This is a genomic window from Arthrobacter sp. KUASC02 (genome assembly GCF_059739395.1).
Map to the genome: position 1 here is coordinate 4,766,475 of NZ_AP046053.1, position 17,909 is coordinate 4,784,383.

The following is a 17,909-nucleotide window of genomic DNA, read 5'->3' on the forward strand; positions in this document are numbered from 1 at the left end:
TTAGATCAGCCCTGGGCTACTGGGAGGTGAGGTGAAGCGCCTCTGCCTGTGACGCAGTCAAAGCTGCGTCGGCGTCCCGCAGGACCTTGGCTGCCACCTGGAGGCCTTCGATCCGGCCCAGGGAGGTGTCCTCGTGCTCGATGTTGACCAGCATGTTGGGGTCCACCTCGTACAGTGCGCGCAGGAACTCGGTCCAGTACGCGGTGTCGTGCCCGCGGCCGAGTGCCACGAAGTCCCAGGCGGAGTTCTTGGGCCATTCGTTGGCCCACTCGTCGCCGCCCAGGTTGGTGCGGTTCTCCTCCGGCGAGAGCCGGCGGAAGCTGTTGTCCAGGACGCCGTAGAGCGCGGCGTTTGCAGTGTTGACGCGAACGTCCTTCGCCGCGGCCTGGAAGACCAGCGGACCAAGTTCGCGGACCACGGCGACCGGATCCATCTGCTGCCAGAACAGGTGCGAGGCGTCCAGTTCGACGCCGACGTGGGTGGCCCCGGTGAGTTCGATGAGCTTGTGGACGTCGGCGGTGTTGAACACGATGTTTTGCGGGTGGAGTTCAAGGGCCACCTTCACTCCGTGGTCGGCGGCGAGGCGGTCGGTTTCCTTCCAGAAGTCGGCCGCGATGCCCCACTGGTAGTCGAGGACGTCCAGGGCGGCCGAGTTCCAGGCGTTGACCACCCAGTTGACCGTGGTGGCTCCCGGTTCGCCGCCGGGCAGGCCGGACATGGTCACCACGCGGTCCTGTCCCAGCCGGCGGGCCAGCTGGATGGAGCGGCGGATGTCCTCGGCGTGCTTCTCTCCGATTTCCCGTTTGGGGTGCAGCGGGTTGCCGTTGCAGTTCAGTCCGGCAATCGAGACGCCGGTCCCCTCGAAGATCGCCAGGTAGTCGTCGCGGGCCGCGTCGCTTTCCAGGATCTGGTCCATGGTGGGAACGTGGACGGCCGGCAGGAATCCGCCCGTGTTGATCTCGATGCCGGTCAGGCCGAGGTCGGCGATGACCTTCAGGGCCTCGGGAAGCGGGCGGTCGTGCAGGATTGCGTTGTAGACGCCGAGTTTCATAGCGTGACCTTCTTGCCGTTGTTAAGCGCGGATTCGGCGACGGCGCCGAGCAGTTCCATGTTGCGGACGCCCTCATCGAAAGTGGCGCAGCGGGGCAGCGATTCGGCTTCACTGAGGCCGGCCACCTCTTCGAGGAACGCGCGGGCCTGGTAGCCGAACGCGTCGTTCTGGCCGAAGCCGACTTCGGGCGCGTCCATGGCGAGGCCGCCTGCGATGTAGGGGTGGCCGGGGCCGAGGATCACCTGGCGGTAGCCGTTCTCGTTGCCCGATCCGTCGTTGAGGAACAGCTGGATTTCGGCGGGCCGGCGCTGGTCGAACTTGGCAGCGCCGTTCTCGCAGAACACTTCGAAGTTGAGGCTGTTGGCGTGCCCGGCGGCCACGCGGGAGACCTCGAAGCTGCCTGCACCGTTTTCGAACTCCGCGGAGAATGCGGCGTAGTCGTCGTTCTCCACCGCTTCGAAGGTATCGCTGACTGCAACGTGGTCATGCCCCATGACGGCCGCCAGGGGCAGGGGACGCTTGTCGATCACGGTGCTGAGCCGGCCGCCGCTGATGGACTTGATGTCGCCGCAGAGGAACTCCGAGACGTACGCAAGGTGGCTGCCGACGTCGGCCAGCGCACCGGAGCCGGGGCCGCCCTTGTAGCGCCAGCTCATCGGCGCCGAGGGGCTGAAGCCGTAGTCGGTCCAGTAGCGGCCGCTGAAGTGCAACACCTTGCCCAGGACGCCGGTGCGGATGAGGTCCCGGATGTAGGCGATGCCGGGAGTGCGGCGGAAAGTGAAGCCAATGCGGGCAATCGAACTCGCGTTGCGGGCGGCATCGGCCATGGCGCGTGCGTCTTCCAGCGAGTCGCTCAGCGGCTTTTCACACAGTACGTGCTTTCCGGCGGCGAGCAGGCCTTCCACCACTTCGCGGTGGAGGGAGTTGGCGATTACCACGCTGACGACGTCGATGTCATCGGCTTCAGCGATGGCCTGCCATGAGGTGTCGTTGCGCTCGTAGCCAAAGCGGCGGGCGGCCAGCGAGCCGAATTCGGCGTTGACGTCGCCGATCGAGACGAGCCGGACCTGGGGAAGGACGGGGCTATACAACGTGGATGCGGTCCGGTAGGCAGCAGCGTGGGCCTTGCCGGCCATCCCTGCGCCGATGACGGCTACGCCGAGGCTTTCAGCCATGATTTCTCCTTTGAAATGTGGCCAGGCGGATCGCCTGTCCGGGAAAATTGTAGCGCTACAAAAATGTCCGCTGGAAAAAGCGTAGCTTTGTCTATATGTCCTGTCAATGCTCGTGCGGCTATCCTCGATAACGAGACACGAAAGGCCCTGCCATGACGCTGAACACCCCTCGGACCCGCCGCCCCACGATCTACGACGTCGCCAAGAGCGCCGGCGTCTCGCCGTCGCTGGTGTCCCTGGTCCTGCAGAATCCTTCACGGGTCAGTGACAAACGCCGGGAGGCCGTACTGGCAGCGATTGCGCAGCTCGGGTACCGGCCCAGCCGCGCCGCCACGGCCCTCGCGAGCAGCCAGACAAAGAGCATCGGGCTGGTGATCGACGACTTCCGGAACCCCTGGTTCGTCGATCTGCTGCGCGGCATGGAATCCGCGCTCTCGGTGCACGGCTACCAGGTCACGGTGGCGGACTCACGGCCCGGGCAGAACCGGATCAAGGAGGCGACCGACGGCCTGCTGGCCCTGCACGTTGCGGGCCTCGTGATCGCCGCGGAACCCAGCGAGTCAATGCTCTCCGGCACCTGGGTTCCCACGGTGGTCGCGGGCTGGCGGAAAGGCGTCCCGGACGGCGCCGACCTCATCACGAACGACGACGACGGCGGCGGCCGCCTGGCAGCGAGCCATCTGCTGGAGCTCGGCCATACCCGGATCGGCCACCTGTCCGGCTCGGACGGGGCGGCGGCGCACCGGCGCGAGGGCTACCGCAGCCAGATGGTGGCTGCCGGCCTTGGGGTTCGGATCGCCGGGGAATCCGGTGGAACGTCTGAGGAGGACGGCTACGCGGCGGCCTGCTGGCTGCTGGACCACCACCCCGACACCACGGCCATTTTCGCGGCCAACGACACCATGGCACTGGGCGCGCTGGCAGCGGCGAAAACGAGGGGCCTTTCCGTGCCGGAAGACCTGTCGGTGATCGGTTACGACAACTCGCCGCTGGCGAAATCGCGGTACCTGGACATCACCACCGTGGACAACCGCAGCGACGTGGTCGGAGCTGACTCGGCACGCACGCTGCTGGCAAGGATCCAGGATCCGGCGCTGGAACCCGAGCGCAAGCTGATCGAACCCGTCCTGGTGGTCCGCGGCACCACCGCCCGTATTTCCGGCTGACAACCACGGCGCCGGAACCTGCGCCCGGCACCCCTTGTTAGGCTGGACCCATGAAATCCCGCCTCGCCGCCCTGTCCGTTGCCGCCCTCATCGTTGCACTGACCGGCTGCGGCCAGGTCCAGGAGGCAGCCGAAAAGGCCGTGAACGACGGCGCCTCCCAGGTCGCCACTGCCGCGGCGGAGCAGGTCAAGGGCCAGGTGTGCGCCCTCGTGGAAGACGGCCTGGTTTCCGTCAAGGACAAGGAACTCCTGGGCGGCCTCGTGGCCGGCGCCGAGACGGCGGGTGTGCCGTCCGAGATCACCACGCCGCTGCGTCAGATTGCGGCATCGGGCGATCAGGTTCCGGCGGAATCCGTCACAGCCCTCAAGGATGCCTGCACCGCCTAAGCCTCGGCAGCAGGTGCGTGTCACTGCAGGGTCTGGACCTCCACCGTTTCAATGATCCGGGTGGACGGTTCACCGACCAGCGCAGGAGCAGTCACCCCTGTCTTCCAGGTGTCGGTCTGCAGCCGGGCCAGGAAGTCCACCGCCGCCTCCTGGGTATCGAAGTCCAACTCCAGCATCACGTAGTCCTCCTGGTCGAGCGGACGCGAAATCCGGTAGGACCGCACCCCCGACGCCAAGCGGTCCAGCGGGTCACTGTCGAAGGCCTTCCGCCACATGGCGAAGTCCCGGACCTGGTGTTCAATCTGCAGGGTGATCATGAAGGCTGCTCCCGTCGAAGGTTCCACACGCCCAACCATAGGCCCGGAATGCCGGTTCAAAACAGAGTGGCGGACCGAAAGGCACTACTGGTTGCTGGTTCAGGCCTTGCCCGTCAGCGCTTGCCCTTCTTGCGGGATCCCTTGCCGCGTCCCTTGTCCGGATTGGGCGCGTAGCGCTGGGCCACTTTGGGCTTCTTGACGCCGGTCCCCCGCCGGTCCGGCTTCGGTTCCTTTTTGGGCGGCTCCACCTTCGCGGATGGCTGGCGTGAGCTCTGGGCGGTCCGGCCCCGGACAATGCCGATGAACTCCTCGATCACTTCCTCCGTGGGCTTGTCCGCAGCGTCGGCCGCTGCCTCGCGCGAGGTCGCCCGCCCGGCATCGTTGAGCCAGGCCAGCGCAATCTGGGTGGTGGGTGCGCCGGTGAGTTTCCGCGCCACCGTGTCCTTGACGTTGAGGTGGCGGGCGACGGACATCGGCAGGATGGCAAGCCCCGCACCGGATGCCACCACCTGCAGGGCCGCTTCCGGGCCGCCGAGCTCCGCCACGTCCAGGAATGATTCCGCGTCAAGGTCCGCCAGCGCCACCTCTTCGAAGACCGAAATTTCATGCCCCTTGGGAGCAACCACCACCGGCCGCTCCTCGTAGAGGGGGATCACGTTCAGGCCTTCGCGTTCCACCGGGAGCCGGACGAAGCTGAGGTCCGCGGAACCGTCACGCAGGACCGAAAGCTGTGTGCCGTCGTCGGACATGAAGGAGTGCAGCGGAACGTCCGGCATCCGCTCTTCCCACCGCCGGATCCACTTCCCCGGCGTAACGCCGGCAACGTAGGCGAAGCGGAGCTCCCGCACGGCAGCTTCGGCCGGGATCGCGGCGGTTTCGTCGGGGGTCTGGGGTGCTTCTTCTGCTGCGGACACATGTTCACAGTACCGCCCGGCCCGGCGCATGGCGGGTGTCAGTGTCCAGTACCGGTGCCCACTCAGCCCCGGGCCGGATACCCTTGAAGCATGACCTCTGCAAACTCCCAGTCCATGAAGCCGGCCACCGTTGCCAAGAAGCTTGGCATCTACCTGCCCGCAACACCCCAGGAGTTCCAGGATTCGGTTATCACCCGCGCCGATTTCGCCGAGCTCCAGGCCAACCCGCCGGAGTGGCTGGCCGAACTCCGCCGCAACGGCCCGCACCCCCGCCCGGTGGTGGCGCAGAAGCTGAACGTTTCCATCAGCGGCCTGGCCCGCGGCGGCGTCGAAGAAGCACTCACGACGGCGGAAATCACCGCGCTGCTGCAGGCTCCCCCGGCGTGGCTGGTCACCGAGCGCTCCACGCACGCCGCGGTCCGCGCCGAAGCCCAGCGCGTCAAGGACGAGGCCGCCAAGAAGGACGCCAAGAAAGCCCGCGCCAAGGCGGAGTAGGCCCCCTGTCCGTGCTGCGGAATTTGGCGACGCCGCGGAAATCCTAGGCTTGTCCGCGCATCCGCGCCGTGACGGGCAGGATCTGCGAACAAGCTTCTGACGCGTGGCTGTTCAGCGGACGGGGCGAAGGTCGTCCGGGTCCTCGCGGTGGAACATGCGCCGCGGTGCGACGCCTTCGAACAGCACCCACACGGTGGAGGCGTCGTCGGTCATGGAGTCAACAATGCCCGACGCCGTGACCCGGTTGCCCCGTACAACCGCCACCTTGTCTCCGGGACGCAGCTCCGACCAGTCGGTTTCCGGCCGTGCGGACGCGGCTGGCACGTCGTCGGCCTGGTGTCCGTGCGGAACATGCGGCCCCGCGCCGAACAGCCACGCGGACACGTCACTTCGCAGCACAAGGTGGGGACCGCCCGTCGCACTCACGCTTCCCGTGGGCACGTAGTAGCCCCGGCCCGCGCCTGCCCCGCCGGCGGCCCGGTCCAGGGCGTCAACAAGGCGTCTGGTGAGGTGCCCCTGCGGACCAATCTCCCGGAGCTCGTCGAGCTCTTCCGGAGTGAGCCGTCCCAGCACAGCAGCAATGTCGGCCATGGTGGATCCCTTCTAGCGAATGGTGCCTGAAGGACCACGCTAGAACCCCGCCATTAACGGCGCATGAAATCCGGACGGCGAACAACGAACAAGTTTCCGCGGGGGACAATCCGGACGGCCGCCTCGTTGAACCAGTGACGCTGCGCGCTATACAGTCCGCCCCCAACGAAATGAGCCACCCCTGCTGATTGTCCTCACCGGAATTGACGGCGCCGGAAAGACCACCGCTGCACGCGCAGCCGTTGACGCCGCACGCCTGGCAGGCTGCGGTGCCCTGCTGCTGCGCAATCACGCTGGCCGCCGCAACATGACGCAGTGGTCGGAACGCTCCGGAATTCCCCTAAATCCCCGCCTCGCTGACGCACTGGAGACGGTCATCCGGACAGTCAACGTGCTGGTGTCTCACGCCCGGGCCCGCAGGTTTTCCGGCCTGGTGGTCATGGACCGCCACCTCTACTGCCAGCTTGCCCTGCGCAGCGTCCGGAAGATTCGGCCCGGCCGGTTCCTCCCCTGGCTGCTGCGGCACCTCCCGGCGCCGGACCTGGTGATCCACTTCGACGTCGCTCCGGAGCGGGCGCTGGAACGCATCCTCCGGCGGGGGACGGACAGCGAAACACTGGAGGAACTGACCGCGCTGAGTGAGGGCTACCGAAGCCTTCCCGGACTTTGCCCGGTTCGCCCTGATCGACGCCGGCGCCACCCAGGACGGGGTCCTTGTCGCGCTCACCGATGCGATCCACGGCGCAGCCGGCGGTACGGCGGTCAATCCGTTCGGCAGGACCGGACAAACCGGCGGGGCCGGGCGGATCAGCGAGAAACAATCGACGTCACTGCGCTGACGAACGGAGGGACGGCCGCCACGGCTGCAACGCCGAGAAGGCCGCGCACCGCCCAGTCAACGGCCACTCCGCGGCGGCCGGTCCCGGGCAGCCTGGCCACCCGCGCCTCGCGGCCCGCACGCAGCCGCCGGGCCCGGAGAACTGCAGCGGCCTGCGCCCACACCAGCACCCCGAGTGCACCGGCGCCCAGCAACACGCCCGCAGGAACGAACAGCACGGCCGCCAGCAACGGCAGGTAGTACTTCCAGTTCTGTCCGGAAGGAAGAGGAAGGCGTTGACTGAAGGCGCCCGCCACGGCCGCCACGACGGCACCGTGCAGGATGGCCATCACGGAGAAAAGCACCACGGACAGCCAGCCCGGACCCACAATGGCAAAGTCGATGTTGTCCGCACGGAACGGTTCCACGGAGGCACCGAAGACGAGGAGAAGCAACACGCCCAGCACCGGCCCTGCCCACCGGCCGGCAGGAAGCCACCGGTGTATGAGCACGTAAACGATGGCTGCGGCGAAGCCGGCCGGAAGTCCCGCGAAGAACAGCAAGGCAATGCTGCCCTCTACCGTGGGAAAGCCCACATTGGCCTGGGCCTCGGTCAGGCGGCCCTGGGCTGACGCTGGCGAGGTGACGGCCAGCACGCGCATCACCAACCTGCCGCCGGCCCACCCGACCAGCAGCCCTGATGCGACCCCGGCCACCGTGGCCACGTTGGCCCACCACAAGTACTTGCGCAGCGCGGAGACCTGGGCCCCGACCACGACATCCCGAGCGGACGCCGGCGAAGGCACCGGAAGATCCGCGGTTGAAGCCGGCGCCCCCAGCGTGCGCCCTCCCCAGGCAATGACCATGGCGGCGCCAACAAGGAGCAACAGCGTACAAACAACCACGATTGCCAGCGCCACGGGTCATCACCACCAACATAAGGGTGGATTCATTGTGCTCCGGCCGCGGGCTGTTGGATAGGGGTGGCCGGTGATACGGACCAGGGCCTCCGGCCGAACGGGCCGCACGTAGAATCGGGTCCTAGATCATGAGGACACGGGAGACGCATGAGCACCAGGCAAGTGGGAATCAAGGACGTGGCAGCCGCCGCGGGAGTCTCCATCGCCACCGTCTCCCAGGTCCTCAACAATGTCGCCTACGCCAGGGTGGGGGCCGAAACCCGGGACCGGGTCCATCAGGCCGCCCGCCGGCTCGGGTACGGTCCAAACCGGCTGGCCCAAGCCTTGCGCACCCGCCGTTCGGACGTCATCGGAGTTATTTGTGAAGATATGGCCACGGCCCCGAACTCCGGCCTCGTCATTTTGGGTTCGGTGGAGGCGGCCAAGGTCCGCGGCTACACCATCATGATCATCAACGCCCCGGGCACCGGTCCGGATGGCTCCGGCGATGCCGGCGTGGCCACATTGATGGACCGCCAGGTGGACGGGATACTTTACGCCGCCAAAGGCCGCCGTCGGCTCCGTGTCCCGGCCGGCCTCGTTGGGCTTCCGGCGGTGCTCGTGGACGCCGAAGATATGGGCCACTCCGTCTCGTCGGTCATCCCGGACGAGGAAGGCGGGGCCCGAACAGCGGTCCAGACTCTCATCGACGCCGGCCACACCAGGATCGGCATGATCGCCAGCACCGACGACGTCCCGGAGGCACATTCCCGCCTGCTGGCCTTCAAGGACACGCTGGTGGATGCCGGCCTGGAATTCCGCGCCGAACTGGTCCAGTCTGAGCCCTCCACGGACGCGGCCGGCGGCTATCGCGCCGCCCTCCGCCTGATGCAGCGGGACCGTCGGCCTACAGCGGTGTTCTGCTTCAACGACCTCATGGCCATGGGCCTTTACCGGGCCTCCGCCGAACTGGGTGTCAGCATTCCAGGCGAGCTCTCGGTGGTCGGCTTCGACAACCAGGAGCTCATCGCCGGAAACCTCCATCCGGCCCTCACTACAGTGTCGCTGCCGCACTACGAAATGGGCGCCCGGGCCGTGGAAATACTCATCGACGCCATTGAAGGCAACACCGGCGCGGGGCCGCTAACGGCCCTTCCCGCGGTCATGCCATGCACCCTGGTTGCGCGAAACTCCGTTGCGCCGCCTTCAGGTCAGGAAGTCACTCCTTGGGCATGATGATCCACAGCGCGATGTAGACCAATTCGCCCACGCCGAACAGGCCGAACAGCACAAAGCCAATGCGGACGAGGGCTGTTGACACACCGAACCTGGCTGCGAGCCCGGCGCAGACGCCGGCGATCATTTTGCCATTCCTGGGCCGAACCAATGCTGCTGTCATGCGGCCACAGTACCAGCCGGGGCAGTGGCCGAGTCCAGAGTCCTTTAGCCCCTAGTCCTGGTGCAGCTGGACGAAGTTTCCGCAGCCGTCGTCCAGCACCACCGAGGTCCCGGTAGGGCCTTCCGCCGGCTCGTCCTGAAAGATGACGCCGAGGGCTGCCAGCCGCTTATATTCGGCCCGCACGTCCGGAACGCCGAACACGATCGCCGGCATCCCGGCGTCGTGCAGGGCGTTCATGTAGTTCGCGCCGATGGGGTTGTCGCTGGGCTCCAGCAGGAGTCCCACGGACCCGGAACTTCCTCCGGCGGAACCTGGATCCTTCACGATGTACAGGTTGTATTCGGGCATCGCCATGAGCGTTTCGAAACCCAGGGTCTCCGTGTAGAACTGGTGGGCCGAGGCCGGATCCTTGACGTGGATGCTGCACATTTTTAGTCGCATGGAGCCTAGGCTACCGGTGCCCCGCCTGCCCCGGAACGGGGCCGGCCGGCAACGCCGGACGCGCCGCCCGTCAGGAAGTCCTGCCCATTGACGGCCGGCCCTGCCGGGACTCCAATGGAAGTAGCGGAGCCAGCCAGCCCGGACAGGTTCCGTTGGAGGTGGAACGGTGTCTGTCATAACGGAGTCGGTCCCCATGGGACCCCTGCAACTGGCGGTCTGCGCCGCCGTCGTGGTCTGCGGCGTTGCGGGCGCAGTATTTTCGGCGCGTTATCACGCAAGGCGTGACGCCGGACAGCTGACGGACGCCGTCTTCTGGGACGGTTTCGCCGGGCTGGTGATCGTGTTCCCGGCCATCCTGATTCCTTCGCTCGCCTCGCCGTGGCTGGGCTTCGCCGTAGGTTCGCTCGCCGCCGCCACAGCTGCGGCCGCCTACGTGTGGAGTCCCCGTGTCATGGCCTGGCGGGACGCCCGGGTCCACACCGGAACCGCCCGGGCGGAGATCGAAGCGGCAGCGGCTCGGCACCGGACAGTGCTGACCCGGTGGCAGCGCTACGAGCTTGATCCCGCATGCTGCATCGACTACCCGGACATGACCGATGTGCGCCGTCCGGAAACGGCGGCCCTGATCAAGGCCATGAGGGAGGCCGAACGGCTCCGGGCGGCCGAGGCAGCCGGCTACCTTCCCGCCGTCGACCGGCTGGAACATGCCCTGGGCCGGGCGGAAGCCGCCGCGGGCGTGCCCTCCAGGTAAAGCCCGGCCAGCGGACGTTAACTGGTGTGTCGTGAGCATTGGAAAGGCCGGAACCGGCGGCGGTAGCATCCCATAATGGAGCCTTTAGTCACGGACACACGAGACCAGCACGGCAGGTTGCGATCGGACCGGGGAGTCTGGCGGCAGGCAACAACCCTCGCAGCGGCGGGCGAACTCACCGCAAGATGGCTTGAATCCCAGAGCGAATTCCAGCCGGGAACGTTTGCGCCCAGCTTCGATGAGGAGACCCGGCCCATCGCCGCCGAACTCGCGGAGATCAACCGGAACGGCCTCTTCACCAAAGAATCCCAGCCCGGCATGCGCGCCGACGCCGGCCACGCGCAAAGACAATACGTGACCGGCTTTTGCAGCGCGGAGGCGGCCGCTGAACTCATGGCCCTGTCCACCAGGTCCGAGCTCATCACCGTTGGCCACGCCCCCGGTGAAGTGAGCGCCGCGGCCATCCCGGTAACGTTCGACGGCGATGCAGTGGTTACCGTCCTCGGGTCCAGTGAGAGCCCGGTGGACGAGGACCAGCTCCGCGACTGGTCCGACGAAACCAACGAAACGCTGGCCCTGCTTCTCGCCGACTCCTGGTACGTGGAAGTCCTGGATCCGGTGTGGGGCCGGAACGACGTCCTGCTGCCGGAGGTGCTGTCGACCCTCCGGCAGGTGCCGTAGGCGGGTGCCGTAGGTTGAGCGGAGCCGCAGGGACTACAGGTCCACGGTCCCGCTTTCGCCGACGCTCATGCGGCTGTGCGTCACCTTGGATTTGACCCACTGAAGCACCGTGGCGGCCCTGCCGCCCGGACTGGTCCAATATTCCGCCGAGTCCGAGTCGACCCGCAGCAGCACCACCTCCGGCGTATCCGGTCCGTCCGGGAACCAGGCTTCAACCACCTGGTTCCACATGTCGTGGATTTTCTGCCGGTCGGTGACCACTTCCGCGGTGCCGGCCACGGAGACCCATTCGGTGTTCTTGCCGAAGGACACGTTCACGCGCGGGTCGGCGCGGACGTGCGCCACCTGGGAAGTTTCCGACGACGTGAAAAACCACATGTCGCCGTCGTCCTTGACTTCCTGGACGGCCAGCGGCCGGCTGACCAGCGCGCCTTCTTCGTTGAGGGTGGTCAGCATCCCGATGTGGGAACTGTTGATGATTTCCGTGACTTTGCTGATGCGCTCAGTGTCAGACATGCATTCACCTCGTTCGTATCGAACGGGGAAGTTCCCCGCCAGCCCAGCGTATTAGTAAGTTTGCTTACTTTCAACGATTGGCGGGGACTCGTCCGGACCCTTTGGCCACGGCCCTAAGCCGGGGCGCCCACCCTGGCGACGGCGGCAACCCGGGCGGCAGTCAGCTGGCCCATCCGGATGGCGCCGTCCACGTGCTGGTACCCCTCTGCCGCGAGGTCGGAGGAGCTCCAGTAGATGGGACCAACGGGCTGGTGCTGGTCCTTGCCATACCGGTGCAGGCCGCCGAGATCGTAGCTGGAGGCGTACGCCCCGCGGGTCCATTCCTCCGAGCCCCAGTCGGACTCGTAGTACACCTCGGGTTCCAGCGCCTGGTCCCCCAGGAAGGCTGCGATCGATTCCAGGATGGCGCGGCGGCGGTCTTCGGCACTGAGCTCGAAGACGGCGTCGGCCTTCTCGTCCGACACGAAACCCACCAGCGTGCCGCGGGAATCCCCATGGTTGGTGTTGTCGTACACCTCCTGCACCAGCGATCCGGCGCTGAAGCAGGTGCCGGACAGCCCCTCGCCGCGCCAGAACGGCGTCTTGTAGACGGCGTGCACCTTGATGACCAGGCCCAGCGACTGGTGCTGGTGCATCTGGTGCTGGCGGCGCGGCAGCGGCGGGTTGAAGGATACCCGCGAATACAGGTTCGGCGGCACCGCCATGATCACGTAGCGTGCATTGACCGTGGCCCGCTCCGACACCACGGTGACGCTCGGGCCGCCGTCGCGCTCTTCCGTCCAGTTAATGGTCCGCACCGGACTGTTAAGCACGACGTCGTCACCCAGTTCGCGCGCCTGCAGCAGCGACACCTGCTGCATGCCCCCTACAACCCGCTTATCCAGGATGAAGTCCTCATCCGTCAGGTGGCTGAAGGACCCCGCCGAGGCGGCCATCAGGACGGCCTGCAGCGCGGAGAAGGCGTGCGCGGGCTTCGTCAGCATGCCGCCGGCGATGAACAGGCCGATGTTGTTGCAGGCTTCCTCATCTGGCGAGTTCTGCCGGAGCCAGTGGTGGAAGGAGATGGTGTCCAGCTCGCGCGCTTTGGGGTGGGCCCAGGGTTCGGTGGCGCCGATCTCCGCAGCGAGCCCGTCCAGCAGGCCGATCAGCTTATCCATTTCAGCAGCCGTGGTGTCACCGACCGGGAAGGAGTCTCCGGTGTAGCGGGTCTTCCTGCCGTCGGCACCCACGTAGATGGATTCACCATCGCGGTAGCGGGAGTACGTTTCCAGCCCCAGTTCGTCCAGGAGTTCCAGCAGCACCGTCTGGTCCGGCGAGACCCATTGGCCCCCGATTTCCAGCATGGCGCCGTCAACGGTGTCCGTCCAGGTGCGGCCGCCCACGCGGTCCCGCGCTTCCAGCACGGCGACGCTGAGGCCGGCTTTCTTCAGTTCACGGGCCGCAGTGAGACCCGAGGGGCCGGCGCCTACGACGACGACGTCGCGGTCAAGTTCCAGCATGATGTCCTCTCCGTGGCCGCTCGAGTGATGCGGACCACTAAATGAATGCCATTCATTTATGATGACTATAGCGGTTCCAGCACCGTCACGGAAGAGCTCAGTGGAATAATGCTGGGGACCCCGCCAGCAGAAAGGCCAGCGATGCCGGCAGCCGCCCGTCCGAACACCAAGCCCCCAGTGGCACCGAGGGACGCCGCGCCCCGCGTGGCCGCGGCCCCGGCGAAGCGCCGCGCGGGCAGGCCGGCCACAGCGGTGCTGGATCAGGCAGTGATTACCTCGGCAGCGCTGCAGCTCATCGGGAAGAGCGGCTACGACGGCCTCACCATGGCTGCACTGGCCCGCTCACTGAATGTGGCGCCGTCGGCCCTGTACAACCACGTGGCGTCCAAACGGGACGTGCTGGTCCTGGTGGAGGACCACCTCGCCGCCCTGGTGGACGTGTCCGCCTTCGGTGCTGAACCGTGGGATGAAGCCGTAAGGCGGTGGGCGTGGAGCTACCGGGATGTCTTCTCCAAGCACACGCCGCTGATCCCGGTGATCGCGGTCCTGCCCGTCACGGATGCGCCGCAGACCCTGGCCATGTACGAGGCCGTCAGCCAAGGGTTGCGGGAGGCCGGCTTCCCGGAGGAACGCATCATCTCCTCGATCGTGGCGCTGGAGTCCTTCATTTTCGGCTCGGCCTTCGACGTCACCGCCCCCGCGGACATATTCGATCCGGGCAGCATGGCCGAATCCACACCCAGTTTTACGGCCGCGGTTCGCAGCCTCGCCGAACAGGGCCACGAAAAGCCTGCCGATGCCGCCTTCAGCCTTGGCCTGGAGGCGTTGATTTCAGGGCTGGGTGCCTTGCGGCGGTAGCGGACTCGGTCAGTCGGCCGGCCGCGCGCGTGGCAGCCGGAGGACGGTGAATCCGTCGCTGTGCAGGAACATGGCGCGGCCCCGGCCGTCGTTCTGGACAACCCAGAACACACTGCCGTCGAGGGCAAGCATGTCCACCCGGCCGGACGCGACGAGCCCGCCATCGCGGTAGATCTCCACCTCATCCTTGCGTGAAAGCTTCACCCAGTTGGGCATCGGTTCCAGGGGGCGGGTTCCGCTGCGGGCCTGGCGGGCCGGGTGCTGCGGGCCGGCAGGGCGCCGTCGGGGGTTGCTCGATGCCCGGGCGGGCGCGTTCACAGCAGGCGCGTTCACAACAATGGTCATGGTGTCCTCAGGTGTTTGGATGGCTAAAAAGGTGCGGAAAGGGGCGGCCGCGGCCCTGTGGAAGGTCGCGTACCGCCCCTTGGATGCAGCGTGAGCCCCTAGACGTGGGCGCCGTTAGAAGTGCCCGCCGTTAGAAGTGCGCGCCGTCGGCCTTGACGGCCAGGACGGGCCGGTCGGCCTGCATCAGGATGCGCTGGGCGTGGCTGCCCAGGATGAACTTGCCCACCTGGGAGCGGTGCCGCAGGCCAATGACGATCAGGGACGCATTCGCTTCACGGGCCACCTCCAGGAACTCATCGGCAAGGTCATGGTGGTACGGCGGCTGGATGATCTTTGCCGTGACGCCGGCCTCCTCCGCACGCTTCGCGGCCCGCGCCAGGACGTCCTCTCCCGCCACGGTCTTGTCCACCAGCGCGCCTTCACGGGCGGAGTTGACGATCACCAGGTCCTCGTTGCGGAGGGTTGCCTCGGCGATGCCCGCCGTGAGCGCGGCCTCGCCTGCAGGTGTGGGAACGAATCCGACGATGATGCTCATACCTTCTCCTTGATTTTGGTGGGTGCGGGCTCCACAGCCGCGGAGGCTTTGCGCTTGGCCAGCATGGACTTGAGCGCCGGAAGCACGGCCACCAGCACGAACACCGCGAGCAGCGTGGCGGAGATCGGGCGGCCGAAGAAGCCCATGGGGTCGCCGCCGAAGACCAGCAGGGAGCGGCGCATGGAGCTTTCCAGGAGTTCGCCGAGCACAAACGCCAGCACCAGCGGCCCGGGTTCGAAACCGAACTTCTTCATCAGGTAGCCCACGATGCCGAAGACCACCACCAGCGAGACCTCGAACATGCTGTTGTTGATGGTGTAAGCGCCCAGCAGCGTGATGAGGGCGGTGACGGGAGCAAGGATGGCGGCGCGGACGCGGAGGATCTTCACGAAGATTCCCACAAGCGGCAGGCTCATGATCAGCAGCAGGACGTTGCCGATGTACATCGAGTTAACAACACCCCAGAAGAGCTCCGGATCCTGTTCCACGAGCTGCGGTCCCGGGGTTACGCCCTGGATCAGCAGGGCACCGAACATCAGCGCCATGGTGGCGTTCGCCGGTATGCCCAGGGTCAGCAGCGGGATGAAGGATGACGTCGCTGCCGCGTTGTTGGCTGTTTCCGGACCTGCGACTCCTTCGGGGGCTCCCTTGCCGAAGCGCTCGGGCTGCTTGGCCCGTTTTTTCTCCATGGCGTAGGACGCCATCGACGCGATGGTGGCGCCGCCGCCGGGGAGGATGCCCAGGAAGAATCCCAGGACGGAGCCGCGCCCGATTGCGCCGGAAGCCTGCTTGAGTTCCTTGCGTGACGGCCAGACGTTGGCCACCTTGGACGGCGCCTTGGCGGCGCGGTGCCGTTCTTCGAGGTTGTAGAGGATTTCGCCGAGGCCGAAGATGCCCATGGCGATCGGCACGAAGTCGATGCCGTCCGCCAGGTCAAGGCTTCCGAAGGTGAAGCGGCTTTCGCCCGTGAAGATGTCCCGGCCAACCGTGGCCAGGAGTAGGCCGAGGGCTGCTGCGATGAGTGCCTTGGCCTTGGCGCCGCTGCTGATGGTGGCCACCAGGAGGATGCCCAGGAGGGCCAGCGCGGTGTACTCCGGCGGTCCGAAGTCCAGCGCGAAGCTGGCCACTACCGGTGCCAGGAAGGTCAGGCCGATGATGGCCGCGGTGCCGCCGACGAAGGAGCCGATGGCTGCCAGGCCCAGGGCCGTGCCGGCCTTCCCCTGCTTGGCCATCTGGTAGCCGTCGAAAACGGTGACGACGGACGACGCCTCACCGGGCAGCCGCAGGAGCACGGAGGTGATGGTGCCGCCGTACTGGGCACCGTAGAAGATGCCCGCCAGCATGATGATGGCGGTGACGGGCTCCACGTTGTAGGTGAGCGGAAGGAGGATGGCGATGGTTGCCGCGGGCCCCAGTCCGGGCAGCACCCCGATCAGCATTCCGATCACGACGCCGATCAGGCAGTACAGGAGGTTGGTCGGCTCCAGGACAACGGCGAATCCGTTGATGACGGGATTTAGAAAATCCACGGGGGTCTCCTAGAAGAGGTGGGGGATGGAGGTGCCGAGCGCCAGCACGAAGATGCCGTAGAACGCCGCGACGACGATGGCGCTGATGAGCACCGTGGAGCGCCAGGTTTCGCCGCCCAGGAACCGCATCCAGATGATGCACAGCACCAGCGCCGGCAGTTCAAAGCCGATGAGCGGCATCACGGCCACCATGGCGGCGAGCGTCACCAGGCCTGTCAGCGGGGAGATGGACATGCGGGTGAACTTTTCCGCGTCCCTGTTGTGCCGCCCGGCAATCAGCTGGAACAGCCCAAGGGCCACCATGACGCAGCTGATGATGAACGGCCACAGTCCGGGCTGCGGTGCCGACGGCGTGCCGAGTCCCATGGCAACGGACAGGATGACGGCGCCGATGCCGACGCCGAGGACCACCAGGGATGAGGCCGCATTCGCCAGGGGGCCGGCGGCCGGCGGTTTTTCGTCTTCCCACTGCGCGGCCAGCTGTTCCGGCGTCAGGTCGTCCTCGACCACCGGGTCCGCGGAGGTTTCCTTCACTGGAATCACTTCGTTCCGCTGAGGCTGATGTCGTACTTCTCAACCAGGGACTTGTACTTGGCGGCGTATTCCTTCCACTGCGTGACCACTTCGTCGCCGGAGATCTCCTTGGGGGTCAGCATGTTCTTCTTGTTGAACTCCTGATAGGCCTCCGACTTGAAGGTCTCCTTGAAGGCCGCGAGCAGCTTGTCCTTCGCAACCTGCGACGTTCCCTTGGGCGCGGCCACGGCACGGTACTGCGCGACGGGAACGTCGTAGCCGGATTCCTTGGCGGTGGGAACGTCCGGGAGGAAAGTGTTGCGCTCCTCGGAGAAGACCAGCAGCGGGGCCACCTTCCCGGCCTGGATCTGCGGCATGGCTTCACCCAGCTGGATGGTTGCCAGCTCCACTTGGTTACCCAGGACGGCCGTCAGGGCGGGCTTGCCGCTGTCGAACGGAACGTCGGTACCCTGCACGTTGGCCTGCTTGAAGAGCACGGTCTGAGCCAGCTGGCTGCCGGTGCCCACACCCGTGGTGCCGAACGTGATGTTGCGGCCTGCACCGGTCACGTCCTTGATGGCCTTGAAGCCGGACTGGGTGCTGGCAACCAGGACGTAGTCGTCCTGGGAGAGGCCGGTGATGATATCCAGGTCGTCGATGTTGACGGCTTCTTCCGCCGTGACCGCCAGCGGCGTGATGGTCACGAGCGACGCCGTCACGAGCAGGAGGTTCTGCCCGTCGGCAGGCTTGCCGGCCACTTCCTTGGTGGCCAGGGCGCCGTTGGCTCCGGGCTTGTTGACCACCGGCATCGGCGTGCCGAGCGTCTTGGAGGCGCCCTCGGCCACGGCCCGGGCAATCAGGTCGGTACTGCCGCCGGCCGCCTGGCCGACGGTGACGCTAATCGGACCGCTGGGGAATTTAGAAGAATCCGTGCTCCCGCCGGCAACGTTGCCGCAGGCGGTCAGTGCCAGGAGCGTCATGGCGGACGTCGCTCCGAGTACGGCTCGGCGGGTGGGGAAGTGCATCATTGG

At 66.6% G+C, this 17,909-nt stretch carries 23 protein-coding genes and 1 pseudogene; 9 read left to right on the forward strand and 15 right to left on the reverse strand.

Annotated elements, in window-relative coordinates; all coding sequences use genetic code 11:
* Positions 1 to 16: 16 nt before the first annotated feature.
* Positions 17 to 1,051 carry a sugar phosphate isomerase/epimerase family protein gene (locus AC6JAC_RS21975; RefSeq protein ID WP_028272282.1) on the reverse strand — a complete coding sequence of 345 codons (1,035 nt, stop codon included), beginning with the start codon at positions 1,049 to 1,051 and terminating at the stop codon, positions 17 to 19.
* Complete coding sequence (locus AC6JAC_RS21980; protein ID WP_028272283.1) at positions 1,048 to 2,226, reverse strand: Gfo/Idh/MocA family protein; 1,179 nt, start codon at positions 2,224 to 2,226, stop codon at positions 1,048 to 1,050. The genes AC6JAC_RS21975 and AC6JAC_RS21980 overlap by 4 nt, the downstream gene beginning before the upstream one ends.
* A 152-nt stretch (positions 2,227 to 2,378) precedes the next feature.
* Here AC6JAC_RS21980 and AC6JAC_RS21985 point away from each other — a divergent pair, with 152 nt between their 5' ends.
* Both AC6JAC_RS21985 and AC6JAC_RS21990 read left to right on the forward strand, forming a co-directional pair.
* Positions 2,379 to 3,392, forward strand: coding sequence for a LacI family DNA-binding transcriptional regulator (locus tag AC6JAC_RS21985; RefSeq protein ID WP_028272284.1), 1,014 nt, complete (start codon positions 2,379 to 2,381; stop codon positions 3,390 to 3,392).
* Between the two features lie 50 nt (positions 3,393 to 3,442).
* Positions 3,443 to 3,778, forward strand: coding sequence for a hypothetical protein (locus tag AC6JAC_RS21990; protein ID WP_028272285.1), 336 nt, complete (start codon positions 3,443 to 3,445; stop codon positions 3,776 to 3,778).
* Positions 3,779 to 3,798: 20 nt separating this feature from the next.
* Here the strand turns inward: AC6JAC_RS21990 and AC6JAC_RS21995 are convergent, their stop codons facing one another.
* Complete coding sequence (locus tag AC6JAC_RS21995) at positions 3,799 to 4,122, reverse strand: hypothetical protein (protein WP_231511330.1); 324 nt, start codon at positions 4,120 to 4,122, stop codon at positions 3,799 to 3,801.
* An 86-nt stretch (positions 4,123 to 4,208) separates the two neighbouring features.
* Positions 4,209 to 5,009: a LysR family transcriptional regulator substrate-binding protein gene (locus AC6JAC_RS22000; protein WP_497966652.1), complete on the reverse strand. Its 801-nt coding sequence runs from the start codon at positions 5,007 to 5,009 to the stop codon at positions 4,209 to 4,211.
* A gap of 90 nt (positions 5,010 to 5,099) precedes the next feature.
* Here AC6JAC_RS22000 and AC6JAC_RS22005 point away from each other — a divergent pair, with 90 nt between their 5' ends.
* Positions 5,100 to 5,504, forward strand: a complete 405-nt coding sequence (locus AC6JAC_RS22005; protein ID WP_028272288.1) for a DUF5997 family protein — start codon at positions 5,100 to 5,102, stop codon at positions 5,502 to 5,504.
* A gap of 111 nt (positions 5,505 to 5,615) precedes the next feature.
* Here the strand turns inward: AC6JAC_RS22005 and AC6JAC_RS22010 are convergent, their stop codons facing one another.
* Positions 5,616 to 6,095, reverse strand: coding sequence for a hypothetical protein (locus AC6JAC_RS22010; protein ID WP_497966654.1), 480 nt, complete (start codon positions 6,093 to 6,095; stop codon positions 5,616 to 5,618).
* A gap of 256 nt (positions 6,096 to 6,351) precedes the next feature.
* Between AC6JAC_RS22010 and AC6JAC_RS22015 the strand changes: the two are divergent.
* Positions 6,352 to 6,672: pseudogene (locus AC6JAC_RS22015) on the forward strand (thymidylate kinase); the annotation flags it as partial.
* A gap of 61 nt (positions 6,673 to 6,733) precedes the next feature.
* Positions 6,734 to 6,934: a hypothetical protein gene (locus AC6JAC_RS22020; protein WP_497966656.1), complete on the forward strand. Its 201-nt coding sequence runs from the start codon at positions 6,734 to 6,736 to the stop codon at positions 6,932 to 6,934.
* On the opposite strand, the gene AC6JAC_RS22025 is transcribed toward AC6JAC_RS22020, so the two are convergent.
* A complete protein-coding gene (locus tag AC6JAC_RS22025) occupies positions 6,903 to 7,832 on the reverse strand; it encodes a hypothetical protein (RefSeq protein WP_497966658.1) in 930 nt (309 codons plus the stop codon). The two genes, AC6JAC_RS22020 and AC6JAC_RS22025, sit on opposite strands and share 32 nt — an antisense overlap.
* Before the next feature lie 147 nt (positions 7,833 to 7,979).
* Here AC6JAC_RS22025 and AC6JAC_RS22030 point away from each other — a divergent pair, with 147 nt between their 5' ends.
* Positions 7,980 to 9,047, forward strand: coding sequence for a LacI family DNA-binding transcriptional regulator (locus AC6JAC_RS22030; protein WP_497966660.1), 1,068 nt, complete (start codon positions 7,980 to 7,982; stop codon positions 9,045 to 9,047).
* On the opposite strand, the gene AC6JAC_RS22035 is transcribed toward AC6JAC_RS22030, so the two are convergent.
* Together AC6JAC_RS22035 and AC6JAC_RS22040 are read right to left on the reverse strand one after the other, a co-directional pair.
* Positions 9,031 to 9,210, reverse strand: a complete 180-nt coding sequence (locus AC6JAC_RS22035; RefSeq protein ID WP_051629032.1) for a PspC domain-containing protein — start codon at positions 9,208 to 9,210, stop codon at positions 9,031 to 9,033. The genes AC6JAC_RS22030 and AC6JAC_RS22035 overlap by 17 nt on opposite strands.
* Before the next feature lie 51 nt (positions 9,211 to 9,261).
* Positions 9,262 to 9,651 (reverse strand): VOC family protein, encoded by a 390-nt coding sequence (locus AC6JAC_RS22040; protein ID WP_028272292.1) that lies wholly within the window; start codon positions 9,649 to 9,651, stop codon positions 9,262 to 9,264.
* A gap of 166 nt (positions 9,652 to 9,817) precedes the next feature.
* Between AC6JAC_RS22040 and AC6JAC_RS22045 the strand changes: the two genes are divergently transcribed.
* Both AC6JAC_RS22045 and AC6JAC_RS22050 read left to right on the forward strand, forming a co-directional pair.
* Positions 9,818 to 10,402: a hypothetical protein gene (locus AC6JAC_RS22045; protein WP_497966662.1), complete on the forward strand. Its 585-nt coding sequence runs from the start codon at positions 9,818 to 9,820 to the stop codon at positions 10,400 to 10,402.
* A gap of 75 nt (positions 10,403 to 10,477) precedes the next feature.
* On the forward strand, positions 10,478 to 11,083 hold the full coding sequence (locus tag AC6JAC_RS22050; RefSeq protein ID WP_497966664.1) for a DUF6919 domain-containing protein: 606 nt from the start codon (positions 10,478 to 10,480) through the stop codon (positions 11,081 to 11,083).
* Between the two features lie 33 nt (positions 11,084 to 11,116).
* Here the strand turns inward: AC6JAC_RS22050 and AC6JAC_RS22055 are convergent, their stop codons facing one another.
* Positions 11,117 to 11,599 carry a pyridoxamine 5'-phosphate oxidase family protein gene (locus AC6JAC_RS22055; protein ID WP_028272295.1) on the reverse strand — a complete coding sequence of 161 codons (483 nt, stop codon included), beginning with the start codon at positions 11,597 to 11,599 and terminating at the stop codon, positions 11,117 to 11,119.
* Between the two features lie 113 nt (positions 11,600 to 11,712).
* Positions 11,713 to 13,098 (reverse strand): flavin monoamine oxidase family protein, encoded by a 1,386-nt coding sequence (locus AC6JAC_RS22060; RefSeq protein WP_028272296.1) that lies wholly within the window; start codon positions 13,096 to 13,098, stop codon positions 11,713 to 11,715.
* Between the two features lie 108 nt (positions 13,099 to 13,206).
* On the opposite strand from AC6JAC_RS22060, the gene AC6JAC_RS22065 reads away from it, so the two are divergent.
* Positions 13,207 to 13,956, forward strand: coding sequence for a TetR/AcrR family transcriptional regulator (locus tag AC6JAC_RS22065; RefSeq protein WP_028272297.1), 750 nt, complete (start codon positions 13,207 to 13,209; stop codon positions 13,954 to 13,956).
* Positions 13,957 to 13,965: 9 nt separating this feature from the next.
* On the opposite strand, the gene AC6JAC_RS22070 is transcribed toward AC6JAC_RS22065, so the two are convergent.
* The 5 genes from AC6JAC_RS22070 to AC6JAC_RS22090 all read right to left on the reverse strand — a co-directional run bounded on the left by AC6JAC_RS22070 (position 13,966) and on the right by AC6JAC_RS22090 (position 17,906).
* Complete coding sequence (locus AC6JAC_RS22070; RefSeq protein ID WP_497966667.1) at positions 13,966 to 14,301, reverse strand: hypothetical protein; 336 nt, start codon at positions 14,299 to 14,301, stop codon at positions 13,966 to 13,968.
* A 130-nt stretch (positions 14,302 to 14,431) separates the two neighbouring features.
* The gene (locus AC6JAC_RS22075) at positions 14,432 to 14,836 is read right to left on the reverse strand and encodes a universal stress protein (RefSeq protein ID WP_347896834.1); all 405 of its coding nucleotides are present in this window, start codon (positions 14,834 to 14,836) and stop codon (positions 14,432 to 14,434) included.
* Positions 14,833 to 16,365, reverse strand: a complete 1,533-nt coding sequence (locus tag AC6JAC_RS22080; RefSeq protein WP_028272300.1) for a tripartite tricarboxylate transporter permease — start codon at positions 16,363 to 16,365, stop codon at positions 14,833 to 14,835. Before AC6JAC_RS22080 ends, AC6JAC_RS22075 begins: the two co-directional genes overlap by 4 nt.
* Positions 16,366 to 16,374: 9 nt before the next feature.
* Positions 16,375 to 16,899 carry a tripartite tricarboxylate transporter TctB family protein gene (locus AC6JAC_RS22085; RefSeq protein WP_231511333.1) on the reverse strand — a complete coding sequence of 175 codons (525 nt, stop codon included), beginning with the start codon at positions 16,897 to 16,899 and terminating at the stop codon, positions 16,375 to 16,377.
* A 5-nt stretch (positions 16,900 to 16,904) separates the two neighbouring features.
* Positions 16,905 to 17,906, reverse strand: a complete 1,002-nt coding sequence (locus AC6JAC_RS22090) for a Bug family tripartite tricarboxylate transporter substrate binding protein (protein WP_497966670.1) — start codon at positions 17,904 to 17,906, stop codon at positions 16,905 to 16,907.
* Between the last annotated feature and the right edge of the window lie 3 nt (positions 17,907 to 17,909).

What these genes read in the sequence shown, in the direction of transcription:
- AC6JAC_RS21980 (WP_028272283.1), bottom strand. Translation starts at nt 2,226, where the DNA reads ATGGCTGAAAGCCTCGGCGTAGCCGTCATCGGCGCAGGGATGGCCGGC.
- AC6JAC_RS22040 (WP_028272292.1), bottom strand. Translation starts at nt 9,651, where the DNA reads ATGCGACTAAAAATGTGCAGCATCCACGTCAAGGATCCGGCCTCGGCC.
- AC6JAC_RS22060 (WP_028272296.1), bottom strand. Translation starts at nt 13,098, where the DNA reads ATGCTGGAACTTGACCGCGACGTCGTCGTCGTAGGCGCCGGCCCCTCG.
- AC6JAC_RS22050 (WP_497966664.1), top strand. Translation starts at nt 10,478, where the DNA reads ATGGAGCCTTTAGTCACGGACACACGAGACCAGCACGGCAGGTTGCGA.
- AC6JAC_RS22005 (WP_028272288.1), top strand. Translation starts at nt 5,100, where the DNA reads ATGACCTCTGCAAACTCCCAGTCCATGAAGCCGGCCACCGTTGCCAAG.
- AC6JAC_RS22065 (WP_028272297.1), top strand. Translation starts at nt 13,207, where the DNA reads ATGCTGGGGACCCCGCCAGCAGAAAGGCCAGCGATGCCGGCAGCCGCC.
- AC6JAC_RS22035 (WP_051629032.1), bottom strand. Translation starts at nt 9,210, where the DNA reads ATGACAGCAGCATTGGTTCGGCCCAGGAATGGCAAAATGATCGCCGGC.
- AC6JAC_RS22070 (WP_497966667.1), bottom strand. Translation starts at nt 14,301, where the DNA reads ATGACCATTGTTGTGAACGCGCCTGCTGTGAACGCGCCCGCCCGGGCA.
- AC6JAC_RS21990 (WP_028272285.1), top strand. Translation starts at nt 3,443, where the DNA reads ATGAAATCCCGCCTCGCCGCCCTGTCCGTTGCCGCCCTCATCGTTGCA.
- AC6JAC_RS21985 (WP_028272284.1), top strand. Translation starts at nt 2,379, where the DNA reads ATGACGCTGAACACCCCTCGGACCCGCCGCCCCACGATCTACGACGTC.
- AC6JAC_RS22010 (WP_497966654.1), bottom strand. Translation starts at nt 6,095, where the DNA reads ATGGCCGACATTGCTGCTGTGCTGGGACGGCTCACTCCGGAAGAGCTC.
- AC6JAC_RS22030 (WP_497966660.1), top strand. Translation starts at nt 7,980, where the DNA reads ATGAGCACCAGGCAAGTGGGAATCAAGGACGTGGCAGCCGCCGCGGGA.
- AC6JAC_RS22075 (WP_347896834.1), bottom strand. Translation starts at nt 14,836, where the DNA reads ATGAGCATCATCGTCGGATTCGTTCCCACACCTGCAGGCGAGGCCGCG.
- AC6JAC_RS21975 (WP_028272282.1), bottom strand. Translation starts at nt 1,051, where the DNA reads ATGAAACTCGGCGTCTACAACGCAATCCTGCACGACCGCCCGCTTCCC.
- AC6JAC_RS22090 (WP_497966670.1), bottom strand. Translation starts at nt 17,906, where the DNA reads ATGATGCACTTCCCCACCCGCCGAGCCGTACTCGGAGCGACGTCCGCC.
- AC6JAC_RS22055 (WP_028272295.1), bottom strand. Translation starts at nt 11,599, where the DNA reads ATGTCTGACACTGAGCGCATCAGCAAAGTCACGGAAATCATCAACAGT.